This is a genomic window from Pseudoalteromonas sp. T1lg75 (genome assembly GCF_002964705.1).
Taxonomy (GTDB): Bacteria; Pseudomonadota; Gammaproteobacteria; order Enterobacterales; family Alteromonadaceae; genus Pseudoalteromonas.
The window spans coordinates 250110-263884 of sequence record NZ_PQCD01000053.1; the positions used below are offsets into that span (position 1 = coordinate 250110).

Annotated in this window: 8 protein-coding genes, 1 other RNA gene and 1 pseudogene; 5 read left to right on the top strand and 5 right to left on the bottom strand. The window is 48.9% G+C overall.

Going from position 1 to position 13775, the window contains the following annotated elements:
* Positions 1-27: 27 nt before the first annotated feature.
* Complete coding sequence (locus tag C2M36_RS13755; RefSeq protein ID WP_105255380.1) at positions 28-3849, top strand: helicase-related protein; 3822 nt, start codon at positions 28-30, stop codon at positions 3847-3849.
* Between the two features lie 7 nt (positions 3850-3856).
* On the opposite strand, the gene C2M36_RS13760 is transcribed toward C2M36_RS13755, so the two are convergent.
* The 3 genes from C2M36_RS13760 to rnt all read right to left on the bottom strand — a co-directional run bounded on the left by C2M36_RS13760 (position 3857) and on the right by rnt (position 6404).
* Complete coding sequence (locus tag C2M36_RS13760) at positions 3857-5047, bottom strand: integrase domain-containing protein (protein ID WP_105255381.1); 1191 nt, start codon at positions 5045-5047, stop codon at positions 3857-3859.
* A 164-nt stretch (positions 5048-5211) separates the two neighbouring features.
* Positions 5212-5568: a transfer-messenger RNA gene (gene ssrA, locus C2M36_RS13765) on the bottom strand.
* Positions 5569-5732: 164 nt separating this feature from the next.
* Positions 5733-6404 carry a ribonuclease T gene (rnt, locus tag C2M36_RS13770; RefSeq protein ID WP_105255382.1) on the bottom strand — a complete coding sequence of 224 codons (672 nt, stop codon included), beginning with the start codon at positions 6402-6404 and terminating at the stop codon, positions 5733-5735.
* A 173-nt stretch (positions 6405-6577) separates the two neighbouring features.
* Here rnt and C2M36_RS13775 point away from each other — a divergent pair, with 173 nt between their 5' ends.
* Positions 6578-7444 carry a flagellar protein MotY gene (locus C2M36_RS13775; RefSeq protein WP_105255383.1) on the top strand — a complete coding sequence of 289 codons (867 nt, stop codon included), beginning with the start codon at positions 6578-6580 and terminating at the stop codon, positions 7442-7444.
* Positions 7445-7494: 50 nt separating this feature from the next.
* On the opposite strand, the gene C2M36_RS13780 is transcribed toward C2M36_RS13775, so the two are convergent.
* Both C2M36_RS13780 and mnmC read right to left on the bottom strand, forming a co-directional pair.
* Positions 7495-7854 carry a hypothetical protein gene (locus C2M36_RS13780; RefSeq protein WP_105255384.1) on the bottom strand — a complete coding sequence of 120 codons (360 nt, stop codon included), beginning with the start codon at positions 7852-7854 and terminating at the stop codon, positions 7495-7497.
* Positions 7855-8019: 165 nt separating this feature from the next.
* Positions 8020-9999 (bottom strand): bifunctional tRNA (5-methylaminomethyl-2-thiouridine)(34)-methyltransferase MnmD/FAD-dependent 5-carboxymethylaminomethyl-2-thiouridine(34) oxidoreductase MnmC, encoded by a 1980-nt coding sequence (mnmC, locus tag C2M36_RS13785; RefSeq protein WP_105255385.1) that lies wholly within the window; start codon positions 9997-9999, stop codon positions 8020-8022.
* Between the two features lie 186 nt (positions 10000-10185).
* Here mnmC and fabB point away from each other — a divergent pair, with 186 nt between their 5' ends.
* The 3 genes and pseudogenes from fabB to C2M36_RS13800 all read left to right on the top strand — a co-directional run bounded on the left by fabB (position 10186) and on the right by C2M36_RS13800 (position 13654).
* Positions 10186-11400 carry a beta-ketoacyl-ACP synthase I gene (fabB, locus tag C2M36_RS13790; protein WP_105255386.1) on the top strand — a complete coding sequence of 405 codons (1215 nt, stop codon included), beginning with the start codon at positions 10186-10188 and terminating at the stop codon, positions 11398-11400.
* Between the two features lie 105 nt (positions 11401-11505).
* A pseudogene (locus tag C2M36_RS13795) lies at positions 11506-12620 on the top strand (4-phosphoerythronate dehydrogenase).
* A gap of 17 nt (positions 12621-12637) precedes the next feature.
* Positions 12638-13654: an aspartate-semialdehyde dehydrogenase gene (locus C2M36_RS13800; protein WP_105255387.1), complete on the top strand. Its 1017-nt coding sequence runs from the start codon at positions 12638-12640 to the stop codon at positions 13652-13654.
* Positions 13655-13775 lie beyond the last annotated feature (121 nt).

Below are 13775 nucleotides of genomic sequence, written 5' to 3' on the forward strand. Positions count from 1 at the left end.
ACTGGTTTGGAAGGAGCTAGGCGTCGAATGGGGCTGAAAGATTTTAACTGGGAATACAGTTATAAAACATCTCAGGTGAGAGCACCGGGAGAGCCTGCCGTAGATATTCTGCGGGAATTCTATGTGCCATTGTTGCAACGTATTGTTCGCTATGATCGGGTAGCTGGTTTCTTCCGTTCATCGTCGCTTGCTCTTGCCAGTCGAGGCATGACTTCTTTTGTTAATCGCGATGGCAAAATGCGCCTGATTGCTGGCGTCGATATGACACCTAAAGATGTGCAAGCCGTTATCAACGGCCAGCATGCCATTCTTGAATCGCATCTTGATCAGGAACTTACCGGTAAAGAACAATGGCCAGAAGAAGCTGAGCGTGGTGTCGAGTTACTTTCTTGGATGGTTGCCCATGGCCACTTAGAGATAAAAGTTGCCTTAAGGAAACATGCCCAGACCGGTGAAGCAATCAGCCTGGATTCCAGTGAAGATGGCTACGTGCATGAAAAATGGGCACTGGCATACGATGATGAAGGCGAAACCCTCTATGCCAGTGGTTCGTGGAACGAATCAGAAACAGCGCTGAAACGTAATGCAGAGAATGTCGACGTTGATTGCTCGTGGGAAGGTAAAAAAGAACGTGCGAAAATTGCCGACGCTGCGCAATCATTTGATGCAATGTGGAATAACACCCATCCTGCTTTTTTAGTTAAAGACCTGCCTTCGGCTGTGCGTGAAAAGCTACTGCGTTTTTCTGAAAGTATCACGGTTCCAGTAGAGATCGACAACCAACCCGCGGAGCTTGAGCAACCTAAGATTTCCAGTAAGGATGCATTACGTTTTACCGCTCTGAAATACGCACCTTTGATGCCTAATGGTGAATACGTTGGTATGTATACAGCACCAGTTGAGGCTTGGCCCCATCAAGAAGTGGTTGCTCGACGAATTATCGAGAACTTTCCAGCATCGCACCTGATGTGTGACGAGGTTGGACTCGGTAAAACCATTGAGGCAGGCCTAGCCTTCCGCTCGCTATACTTAAGCAAACGTGCAGAAAGAATACTTATAGCAGCCCCAGCCAGTTTGACGCGCCAGTGGCAACGTGAAATGGCAACCAAGTTTTATCTTGGGTTTGACCGAGTAACAGCATCTCCATCACCGCAAAGTGAATCGATCTTTCCTCTTGAAGAGAAAAAGTTTATCGGCAGTCTATATAGCCCTAACCTAACGATCGTATCGACAGGTTTGATGGCGAGAAAGGAAAGACGCCGATTGCTGGATCAAGCGGATAAATTCGATCTGGCCTTGGTGGATGAGGCTCACTATGCCCGTCGGCAAAACTCTCAACGTGGAACGAGAGGCTTTCCTCGTTTTAATCAGCTATATCAGACTATTGCTGATCACATGCGAGGCAATACTCACTGCTTGCTCTTGGCAACTGCAACGCCGATGCAGCTTGACCCTGTGGAAGTGAGTGACTTGATTCGGCTCACCAATCGCGTTGGCGCATTTCAATACGACCCATCATTAATGCTGGCTTACTATCGCCTTGTTAATGCGGTTGCCTCTGGCGAAAAGCTAAAGCAGGAAGAATGGGACTTTATTCGTAAGTCCGTCACGACAATAGAAAACCTGGACCCGAAACTTTGGCGATATCTTAACGACGTAGTCATTGATCCTATGTCGAAGATCTCGCTGGAGCAATGGTTAAATCGTGGCACGATCCCAATGCAACATGAGCTCGCCGCCTTAGCGAGACTATTATTTGCGGCAGCACCACTGTCTCGAGTGATGCAGCGCCATACGCGTGATTTGCTCAAAATTTATCGACAGAAAGGCAAGCTCAGCGCAAACCTAGCCGATAGAACCGTTATTCCAACACCCCGAATAACCTTTACCAAGAAAGAGGCTCGCGTAGATGGCCTGCTCGGTGAATATTGCGAAGGATTGAGAGAACAGCTTCTGGCTAGTGGGCTCAATGAGCCAGGTCAGGTGGCACTAGGCTTCTATTTAAGCTTCTTGCGCCTACGATTTGCATCCAGCCTTAAGGCATTACAACTGACACTTTCGCGACGTAAAACAAAAGTTGAAGCAACGCTCATTGAGCAACTGAAATACAGTACAGATCCTACCGATAATGAGGAGCTTCAGGAGTTACTCATTGACGGTGGTGACGATGACATTGACGCAGTTGAAATGCTGCTCAACAACAGGACCAAAGATGATCTAAGGTGGGAACGCGATATGCTCGACTCACTGCTAGGTGAGTTGGCTGACATCTATGAGGACTCGAATAAGTTCAGAGCGTTACTGACCGCACTCAAGCCCCGCATCGAGGGCAAGCGCATTAAGCAAACCGTAATTTTTACCCGCTTTCTCGACACCCTTCATGATATCCGGGAGCGACTACAGGCCAAATTTCCCGAACTACTCATAGGAACCTATTCAGGTGAAGGTGGGCATTACTACGACCCACATAAGAATCAAATGGTGGGTGTAGAGCGTGACGTAATCAAACATCGATTTGTTCAAGGCCATATCGATATTTTGCTCTGTACCGACGCTGCCGCTGAAGGTCTTAACTTACAAACCTCTGATCTACTGGTTAACTATGATTTGCCCTGGAACCCAATGAAGGTTGAACAGCGTATTGGTCGTATCGACCGTATTGGGCAAACTCACAAAGAGATTTTTGTTCTCAATCTATGTTTTGCTGACTCTGCAGAGCAATTTGTCTATGAGCGCTTATTGAATCGTTTGGCTAGCGCAAATCTTGTGGTAGGAACACAGCAATTCTCAATGCTCCCTGTTAGTACGGAAGAGTTCCAAAAATTGGCCGAAGGGACGATGACTGAAAAACAGGTAGAACAGGCTGCAATGGACCGAGCCAAAATCCAACAAGCGAACAACAAGCTTATGGAAGTACCTGTGGAGGAAATGTTTAATGTGTATGTAAGGCTCAGCCAAACATACCGCAAACAGCCTCTGCCGGTTTATTTAACTGAAATTTGGCAAACCCTAATTGAATCAGAATTCCTCAAAGAAATTGGCTGCAAGCTGAGTGATTGTGGAAAATACCTTACCTTAAATGGCATTGAATCGATCGTTGATGGCTCTGTATTAACTATCGATAGGTCTTTATTTGATACGGGTCTACCGGATGGCTCGCACGTTTATTTCGCTACCTACGGTGAGCCCGTTTTTGAGCGATTGCTTAATTTCGTATTGGAGCAAATTGACGAACCAGTCTGCCAAGTTATTCACTCAAAGGAAGACAACATTGAATGTGCAGCTATTGCGTATTTAGATCATAACAACAGAATGCAACTGGCAACCTCTGTGAAACAAGCTCTCGCTGCCGATGATGTCAAGAGTTGTGAGGACCAAACTAGCATCCAACGCGCTCAATCGCAGATAGATAAATTCGCTAAAGACACTCACCGAAACCAAAGCAAAATCGCAAATGTAGAGAGGAACAACCTGCTTCAAGCAAAGGCTCAGGTGCTATTGAACAATCAGGTCGTTCGTTCATTGATGTCTTCCAAACTCAAAACCAGCAAGCTCGATGATAACGCTACGGTCATGCTTCGAGCGTTGGAAGAGCAATTCAGTAAACGAGATACGGCCGTAAGAATCAGTAATGTCCCAAGAAGCATGGAGGCCCCGCTGACTGCAGGTATCATCGATGCAAAGTTTCCTCGACAAGGCGACGGGCATATTGATACACCGGTGCTTATCGTGAATACGGCACTAGAGTCTCTTGCTAGAAGAGTTGATGGGAGTAAAGGTGGTGCTCGCAGGCAAACAGCCAGTGCGATCATTGATGGGATTCAAAAAAATCCCGAAGAGATTTGCTGAGCCCTAATTATGAATTAGCCTTTTCAATATGATTAGACCACCAGCACATCATCTCTCTGCGCTTTTCAATATACTCTGCACGGTTATATGCCCGGCGAACTTCGTTTTTGTCTAAGTGGGCAAGCGCGGCTTCAATAACATCTGGGTCAAAGCCTTCTTCATTTAATGTTGTACTTGCTAGGGCACGCATGCCATGCGCAACAAGCTTACCGCCATAGCCCATTCGCTTCAGCGCCGCATTAGCACTTTGCTCATTCATATGGCTTCTCGGGTTTCTGTCTGCGGGGAACAAATGTTCTCTGTGGGCGGAAATCGGCTTTAACATATCTAAGATTGAGAGCGTTTGTGGCGTTAGCGGGATTCTATGCTCTAAATTTTTCTTCATCCGTTCAGCCGGAATAATCCACAGTTCTTTGTCAAAATCAATTTCTTCCCACTTGGCACCGACCGCCTCTGACGGGCGAGTCATTGTGTGTAACTGCCATTCTATAAGTAACCTAGTTGTCCTTTTGATACTTGCATAGCTAATATCTTTCATCAACTTACCAAGCTCTTCAGGCTTGAGCGTGGCGTAGCTTTTTTTCTGAGGAGATGCGAAAGCGGCTTTTATTCCTGTCAGAGGGTTTGAATGTACAAGCCCGGTATTTACTGCATATGTCATGATTTCGTTTAGTCGTTGGCATAACCTTTTTACTGTTTCTAGGCTTCCCTTAGCCGCAATTGGCTTTATAACTTCAATGGTTTTTGGGGCCGTGATATCAATAAGAGGTGTATTACCTATTGATGGGAATATATGCAGTTCTAGAGAATTCCAAACATCTTCAGCGTAGTTGGCGCTTACTTCGGTTTGTTTTACTTTAAACCACTCTTCTGCGGTTAACTTAAGTGTTTGCTGCTGCGCAGCATATTGATTGTTTTTTAGATCGATCTTATGTGTTTTAGGGTCAATACCATTTCGAATTAGTTCTCGGTATTCGCTTCTGATCTCTCTGGCCTTTGCTAAGGTCATTTCTGGATACGGACCAAGACTCAAGTTTCGTCGCTTTTTCAAAGTAGGGTGGGTGTAATTGAAAATCCAATACTTACCGCCGTTTGGCATAATGCGTATTGACAGCCCTTGACCATCAGACAAGTTATATTCTTTATCTTTTGGCTTGGAATTCTTGATTTGAGTATTGTTAAGTGGTGTAACAGCCATATGTAACAAATCCTTCTGAGCATAAATGCTTTTGTTACGTTTAATGTTACAAAAAACATTGGATGTTACAAGTTCACTTTGGACTGTAATGGAAATAAAAAACCCGCTAAACCTTTATTTTATTGGGTTTGCGGGTTTTTAATGGTCCTTAATGGACCTTGTGTTGGTGGAGCTGGGGGGATTTGAACCCCCGTCCGGAAAGCGTCGACCTTCGGTCCTACATGTTTAGTATCGTCTATTGGTTAACCTTTGAGTCTCGGACGAACACGATAAACAAAGGCGAGGCCGCTTAGTTTTAGCCCTTCAACCCCGGCCAGGGTTTCCGTAGCGAGTCCGTGTAGGGTGACACTTCAGAACCGGGTCCACAGACATACACCGGAGAAGTGCTAGCGGGCTATTATGCCGCTAGAGCGTAGTTATCGTCGTTTGCGATTACTTTAAATGCGGCTTTTTTACGAGGCCAACCGCACCTCGACATGCACCTTAGGCTTCTTGAATCCCGTCGAATCCTAATCAGCCCCTGAAATACGTTTCAGTCCTTGTAGTATAACTGAGTCGGCGCCTTTACCACAAGCACGATATTAGAAATTGTTATAAATCAGGAGCCTTAGCCTAATTACTGTGCAAGAAAATGCGCTCTGCAGACCAAAAGACTTATCATCAGCCCTGTTTGCGGGTATCGGAGCTACTCCGAGGCCGTTTGCTCTTGCGCTTCTTCTAATTCTTCGACCGGCAAAGGCCAGCCGCCGAGGGCTTGCCATTTATTGACGATATAACAGAAGAGCTCGGCGGTGCGCTCGGTATCATACAGGGCGCTGTGTGCCTGAGAGTTATCGAATTCGATGCCAGCGGCACGACAGGCCTTGGCCAGCACGGTTTGCCCCAGTGCCAATCCCGCTAAAGAGGTGGTATCAAAGCTCACAAAGGGGTGGAACGGCGTGCGCTTAATTTTGCAGCGCTCAATGGCGGCATTAAGAAAGCCGTGATCAAATGCGGAGTTATGAGCAACCACCACCGAACGTTGGCAGCCCGCATCCTTTTGTGCCTTGCGCACAAACTTACAAATGCTTTTCATCGCATCAAGCTCGTCAACCGCACCGCGCAGCGCGCAAAACGGGTCGATGCCGTTAAATTCGATGGCCGCTTGCTCAATATTGGCCCCTTCAAACGGGGTAATATGCAAATGCTGGGTTTGGTCCAGGCTCAACACCCCCTGGTCATCCATTTTTAGGGTGGTGACGGCAATTTCCAATAACGCATCGGTTTCTTTATTAAAGCCAGCGGTTTCGACGTCGATAACTACAGGAAAAAAGCCGCGAAAGCGTTGTGAAAAAAGAGGTTGTTGTGCGTCTGCCATCTAATTACTGCCCAAAGCCGATAAAGGTCGGCTATTATGGCAAAAACTCGACGCGGCCAACAGGGCTAAGGAAAAATTATTCTAGTCACAGAGCCGTCTGGTAATGGTACATATATTGCTTGTAACTTTAGATTGTAATTTGATGTCAAAGAACCAGCGAGGTGGGGAAACCCATGATTAAGTATACCGCCATTGTTATGGCACTTGTGGCTAGCACTGGCGCTCAGGCGGCCATGCGCACTTATACGGCCGATGCCCAATCATCAACCTGGGAAATGGTTGAAAACTCGCGCCTGCAGTGTCAGCTTAATCATGCCGTGCCTTTTTATGGCGATGCAGTATTTCGCAGTGTTGCCAGTAAAAACAAAGACGTACGCTTCAATCTCGATATGGTGGTACGCCCTAATAACTATGATGTGGCGGCGTTAGAATCGGTGCCGCCAAGCTGGCGTCCGGGTCAGCAGGGTAAGGCTTTGGCCTCCATGGAGCTGTTACGTCAGTTCGATGGCGAGCTTAATAACGACACCGCCTGGCTCATGCTGACCGAGCTGGAAAAAGGCTATCATCCAACCTTTTACTATCAGGATTGGCGCAATGAGCAAGACCGCATTGCCGTGGCGTTATCGGCAATTAATTTCCCATCCGCCTATTGGTCTTTTCTGCAATGCCGCGATGCCTTGCTTCCCTATAGTTTTGAAGACATTGCCTTTACGGTGATGAATTATAAGAAAAACTCCAGTGATTTAACCAAGTCGTCGAAGCAACGTCTGCAGCAAATTGGCGAATACCTTAAGCATGACAAAGAGATAGAGTCGGTCACCATTGCCGCCTACACCGACAGTTATGGTGGCCGCTGGAATAACCTGGAGCTATCAAAGCGCAGGGCCGAGGCCATTGCCGAATATATCAAAGAGTTGGGCGTGGACGAGGGTAAGCTGGTTACCACAGGGTTTGGTGAAAAGCGCCATGTTGCGCCCAATGAAACCGTGATCGGCCGGGGGAAAAACCGCCGCGTGGTGATTCAGATTGCCAAGCCTTAGCAGGCATGAGAGAAAAGTAAAAAGCCAGCGAGTTGCTGGCTTTTTTGTGCTTACATGTCGCTTGCGCTCTTGGCATTGACCATGGCGCTGATTTCCGTCCATTCACCGCGTTGGTATACGGCGATGCGCAGCGGGTGGCCGGCAACATTATAAAACAGGGTAAAGCGATCGATATCACTGGTGATCTTCATTGGCTCACCCAGTTTATCGCTGTAAAACGCCTGTACTTGAGTGTCGCTAAGGCGAGTGAAACCGTCCAATACCATAGGGTACTTCTTTTCCACCGTCATGTGGGTTTGAAAATCTTCTGGCAACGGCAAAATAGATAAGTCGGCGTTAGCCTGTTGGCTGGCGGCCATTAACAGGCCCGCAAATGTTAAGGTTGCCGCTCGACGAAGCGCGTTGTTCATGATTTCACTCCATTTATATAAAATTATTAACCTGCGTTGTGGGGTTAGGGCTTTATTCGCCTTGTCCTTGCTAAGAGAATAAATAAGTTACAGCTCAAGCAGTTACTATCCCAGTTCAGGTTTATTACTTATCATATATAAAGTTAACCCATGTTTAACGAAAAATCATGTTATTTGTCCGCGTTTTAGGCCGCGGATAATAAATCGGGCCGGGTGTAGCGCCTGATCGACCCGTAAACTCAGTGGGCTTGGCTCGTCACACAGGCTCGCGACCAGAGCTTCGGCACAGAGAGGCGCACTGCATAATCCCCTTGCTCCGAGGCCGGTAAACAGGTGCAAACCGGTATACTCGTGCTGCAACGGCTCGGCTTGTTGCCAAACACCCACACCCAGTTGCGGAAAGGCCTTCATATACTCATGGTCCTGGGCATATTGACCAAACAGCGGCAGGTGATCGCTTAAGGTGGCCCGTATCGCCGCTTTCGCCCCGCTAATGCTGCCTAATTCCTCGGTCCATTCACTCTGGCCATAAAAGTCGGCAAATTGTTGCCAGTTGCTGTCGTTATCCTCGGCGCGAATATCCCGCTCTTGGGTGTCCTTGGTAAAGGTGGCGCCCATGCAATGCGCGCCCCGATTACTCGGGGTGAAATAGCCCTTGTGACAGAGCACGGTATTGAGCTTGCTTGACGCTGGACTGCTTTGCAGGTGTGACACTTGTCCGCGCACGCTTTGCAGTGCCAACCCCTGACCCGGCAGCAGGCTATCGCTGTGCTCACCCATGCAAATAAAGACATCGTTGAACGGGCCATAGGTCTGCTGCTCGCCCTCTAGATACCATTGTCCGTCTTGTTGGCTCAGGGAGCGGATAGGGGTATTGAAGTTGAGTTCATGTGCCACCTTTTGACAGGCGGCATTCGTTAGCGCCTGTACCAGTTGCGGTGGGCTCAACCAGCCGCCTTGGGGGATAAACAGACCGCCATAAGGAATATCCACGGCGGCTAATTTGCTGGCCTGCTCGGCATCCACTTCATGGATAAGCCAGCTTGGCCAGTTATCCTTGGCCACCAGGTTAGCATGACGTTTGCGCATTTCCTCTTTTACGCCTTGTAACAAGACGCCGCACCATTGATGGTCGAAGGCATAGCCATCGGCCAGCAACTGCTCATAAAGGCGTTTGGCGTAGATAAAGCTATGAGCGAAGAATTCGCTTGAGGGTGACACATCCGCCTGCAGGTGCGGGTAGAGGGCTCCTTGATTATTGTGCGAGGCTCCCTGGGCCAAATCGCCATCGGCACAAAACAAGGTGGCGGCTATATTACGGGCGCTAAGGCGATGCAACAACAGGCTGCTGGCGATGCCGCCGCCGATAATGGCGACCTTATTTAAGGTGCGAGCCTGGCGTTGATAGGGAGCTGGGTAGTTGGCCTGTGCGGTAGGTGTAGTCAGCTGACCGACGATCATCTCCCGTTTACGACCATAGCCTTTTACTTTTTGTACCTCAAAGCCGGCATCCTTCAAGCCGCGACGGACAAAACCGGCTGCGGTAAAGGTGGCAAAGGTGGCCTGCTCGCGGCCTAAGTGGGCCATGGCATCGAACAGGCTCTGCTGCCACATATCCGGGTTTTTGCTCGGTGCAAAGCCGTCTAAAAACCAGGCGTCGACCAGTCCGGCGCTGCCATAATTAAGCTGTGTTAAGGAGTCTTGTACATCGCCTATCCATAAGTCCAGGGTGACCTTATCGAAATGCAAACGATGGCAACCGGGCAGGGCATCCGGGTATTGGGCCAGCAGTTGCTCGGCGAATTGGCTCAACTGTGGCCAGTTATTCAGGGCCTTGGCCAGGTCTTCTTTGCGAATGGGAAATTTTTCAAAGGAGATAAAATGCAGGCGTTCAGCCTTTTTATCGGCACACTGGCTAAAGCGATGCCAGGCGTTAAGAAAGTTTAGGCCGGTGCCAAAACCGGTTTCGGCAATCACAAAATGTTTGCGCGGGTGCGTTTTTAATCTCTCATCTATATGATTATGCTGATAAAATACAAAATCAGATTCGGCCAAGCCGTCTTCGTTGGAAAAATAAACATCGTCAAAGGCATCGGCAACCGGCGTGCCGGTGTCATTAAAATGGATAGTCGCGTGGGTGATCATGAAGACTCAAGGCTTAACAGTTTGGCCACTATTTTAGCGTCTTTAAAGCGGCACGTATATTGTCACCAAAAGATCATCGCGACACGCTTGAAAAATTCAGAGTACAGATGTACGCTGGAATGACCACTTCGTAGGAAGTTTCCGCGTACACTACACGCAATTTAGGAATAAGCAGGGTAAATTCTCATGAGAAGAGCCGTAATTACGGGTATCGGTGTGGTTTCAAGCATCGGTAATAATAAAGAAGAAGTATTAGAGTCTTTAAAAACGGGCAAAAGCGGCATCGCTTTTAACCCGGAGTTTGCTGAATATAACCTTCGCAGCCAGGTTTCTGGCAGCATAGATTTAGATGTAAAAGAGCACGTTGATCGCAAAGCATTCCGTTTTATGGGTGATGCGGCGGCTTATGCTTATATCTCAATGGCACAGGCGATTGCCGATTCTAAACTATCGGATGAGCAAGTATCTAACGAGCGCACTGGCCTTATCGTTGGTTCGGGCGGTGGTTCATCTAAGTACCAGGTTGAAGCGGCGGATACCCTGCGTGAAAAAGGCGTTAAGCGTGTAGGTCCTTACATGGTTCCTCGTACTATGGCGAGCACCACCTCTGCGTGTTTGGCCACTCCTTTTAAAATTAAAGGCGTTAACTACTCAATCAGCTCGGCCTGTGCCACATCTGCACACTGTATCGGTCACGCGGTTGAGCAAATTCAGCTGGGTAAACAAGATGTGATCTTTGCCGGTGGTGGTGAAGAGCTACACTGGACCCTGGCAATGGAATTCGACGCCATGGGTGCCTTGTCTACCAAGTACAATGAGACTCCTGAAAAAGCATCACGTACCTATGACGCTAACCGTGACGGTTTCGTTATCTCTGGTGGTGGCGGTATCGTGGTTGTTGAAGAGCTAGAGCATGCCCTTGCTCGTGGCGCGCACATCTACGCTGAAATCACAGGTTACGGTGCCACGTCTGACGGTTACGACATGGTAGCCCCTTCGGGTGAAGGTGCGGTACGTTGTATGCGCCAGGCCATGCAAGACCTAGACACGCCGGTTGATTACCTGAACACGCACGGCACTTCGACACCTGTGGGTGACGTAAAAGAGCTGGGTGCGATTCAAGAAGTATTCGGTGGTAACTCACCTGCTATCAGTGCAACCAAGGCGATGACGGGTCACGCCCTAGGCGCGGCAGGTGTACACGAAGCGATTTACTCACTGCTAATGCTTGAGAACAACTTCGTAGCGCCGTCTATCAATATCGACGAGCTGGATGAGCAGGCACAAGGCCTAGACATTGTGACCGAGCGTCGTGATGTTGAGCTTAACACCGTGATGTCTAACAGCTTCGGTTTTGGTGGCACCAACGCGACCTTGGTAATGAGCAAGTACAAAGCTTAATACCGACCTGAGTTTGCAGAAAAAGCCACGCAATTGCGTGGCTTTTTTGCTTTGTGGCAGCAGCATGATTAAAATAGCGCTCCGCCGTTGTTGCTAGGATAAATAATGAAAATATTAGCAGACCAAAACATGCCCCTTGTGGATGCCTTTTTTGCCCCTCTGGGCGAAATTGAGCGATTCGATGGCAGGGCCTTGACTCCAGAAATGGTCAAGGATGCGGACGTATTACTGACGCGCTCGGTGACCCAGGTTAATGCTGCGTTATTGGCGCAAAATACCAGCTTAAAATTTGTCGGCACCGCCACCATAGGCGTGGATCATATAGATCAAAACTACCTGGCCGAGCGCCAGGTGCCTTTTGCCAGTGCCCCAGGCTGTAATGCGGTGGCCGTAGCCGAATATGTGCTCAGTGCGGTGTTTGCCCTGGCGCAAGAGCAGCATTTCTCGGTGTTCGACAAAACCATCGCCATTGTTGGTGTGGGCAATATCGGCCAGTGTCTGGCGGATAAACTCGCCGCTATCGGTGTGAAAACCCTGTTGGTCGACCCACCACGGCAGGCGCGGGTGATGCCGGTGACTGGCACAGCCTGGAGGCGGCGTTAGCCGAGGCCGATATCATCACCTTTCACGTGCCTCTGGTTAAAGACGGTGAGCATTGCACCTATCATTTACTCGATAAGCAGCGCATTGATGCTCTGGCCGAGGGTAAAATTGTGATCAACGCCAGTCGTGGCGATGTTATCGATAATCAGGCCCTGTTAGTGCGTCAACAAGCCCAAGATGATTTATGTTTGGTCTTGGACGTGTGGGAAAACGAGCCGGACATACTCGAAGACTTGTTGCCCTATGTGGAGTTGGCCTCGGTGCATATTGCCGGACACACGCTAGAAGGCAAGGGCCGTGGCACCTTGATGCTGTATCAAGCCCTGTGCCAGCACCTGGGTCTAACACCTAGCAGTGATTTAGCGCAGCACTTACCGACACCAAGCCTAGCTCAGCTCACTCTGAGCGAGAGTTGGAGCAAGGAGGAGCTAGGCGCCCTGGTTCACCTAATTTACGATGTGCGTCGTGATGACGCCATTTTACGTGCACAACTGCATAGCCACGGCTTTGATCTGTTGCGCAAAACCTATCCGGTTCGCCGCGAGCTCAGTACCTTGACGCTCGGTGGCAACAACCCTTACCTGAGCGCCTTGGCAGCGTTTGGGTTTAGTATTTAACGCCTTGAGGAAGACACATGTCGCAAAAATATAATGTCGCGGTATTGGGCGCCACTGGTTTAGTGGGCCGTCAAATCATAGAGACCTTGGCGGAAAGAAAATTTCCGGTTGACCAACTGTTCCCATTGGCCAGCAGCCGTTCGGCGGGTGAAGAGATTGAATTCAACGGCGAAACCATTGAGGTGCTAGATGTTGAGCAATTCGACTTTGCCAATGCGCATATCGGCTTGTTCTCAGCCGGTGGCAGTGTTTCTGAAAAATACGCGCCTATCGCCGCCGAAGCTGGTTGCGTGGTGATCGACAATACCTCACAGTTTCGTTACGACTATGACGTGCCCCTGATTGTGCCAGAAGTGAATGCGGCGAGTCTGGCGGACTTTCGTAACCGCAATATTATTGCCAACCCAAACTGTTCAACCATTCAGATGCTGGTGGCACTTAAGCCTATCTATGATGCCTATGGCATTGAGCGTATTAACGTCTCTACCTATCAGGCGGTGTCGGGTGCCGGCAAAGAAGCGGTTGACGAGCTGGCAAAACAAACCGCTAATCTGATGAACGGCCGTCCTCTGGATAATCAAGTCTTCATCAAGCAGATGGCGTTTAACGTGATCCCGCAAATCGATGCCTTTGAAGATAATGGCTATACCCGTGAAGAAATGAAGATGGTGTGGGAAACACAGAAGATCCTGGGTGATGAAACAGTGATGGTAAACCCAACCGCGGTACGTGTGCCTGTGTTCTTCGGTCATGCCGAGGCCATTCATTTAGAAACCCGTATGCCGGTGGACATTGAGCACGTTAAGCAGTTATTACAGGATGCGCCGGGTGTGGAGCTTATCGAAGACGAGCATGATTACCCAACGCCGGTTTCCGATGCCAGCGGCAACGACAGCGTGTATGTAGGTCGTGTCCGCCAGGATATCTCCCATCCCCATGGTTTAAATCTGTGGGTGGTGAGTGATAACACCCGTAAAGGGGCGGCAACCAACAGTGTACAGATTGCCGAAGAGCTGATTGCTCATTACCTCTAAACTGTGTCTAAAAAGAGAGCGGCCAATGGCCGCTTTTTTTATACATATCAACTGCTTCGATATACCTTGAAATTGCTACCTTGGCCGTGGATATTCACCCATATCTGGTTTATAGTTTGCT

What these genes read in the sequence shown, in the direction of transcription:
- C2M36_RS13800 (WP_105255387.1), top strand. Translation starts at nt 12,638, where the DNA reads ATGTCGCAAAAATATAATGTCGCGGTATTGGGCGCCACTGGTTTAGTG.
- C2M36_RS13775 (WP_105255383.1), top strand. Translation starts at nt 6,578, where the DNA reads ATGATTAAGTATACCGCCATTGTTATGGCACTTGTGGCTAGCACTGGC.
- C2M36_RS13755 (WP_105255380.1), top strand. Translation starts at nt 28, where the DNA reads ATGGGGCTGAAAGATTTTAACTGGGAATACAGTTATAAAACATCTCAG.
- C2M36_RS13760 (WP_105255381.1), bottom strand. Translation starts at nt 5,047, where the DNA reads ATGGCTGTTACACCACTTAACAATACTCAAATCAAGAATTCCAAGCCA.
- rnt (WP_105255382.1), bottom strand. Translation starts at nt 6,404, where the DNA reads ATGGCAGACGCACAACAACCTCTTTTTTCACAACGCTTTCGCGGCTTT.
- C2M36_RS13780 (WP_105255384.1), bottom strand. Translation starts at nt 7,854, where the DNA reads ATGAACAACGCGCTTCGTCGAGCGGCAACCTTAACATTTGCGGGCCTG.
- fabB (WP_105255386.1), top strand. Translation starts at nt 10,186, where the DNA reads ATGAGAAGAGCCGTAATTACGGGTATCGGTGTGGTTTCAAGCATCGGT.
- mnmC (WP_105255385.1), bottom strand. Translation starts at nt 9,999, where the DNA reads ATGATCACCCACGCGACTATCCATTTTAATGACACCGGCACGCCGGTT.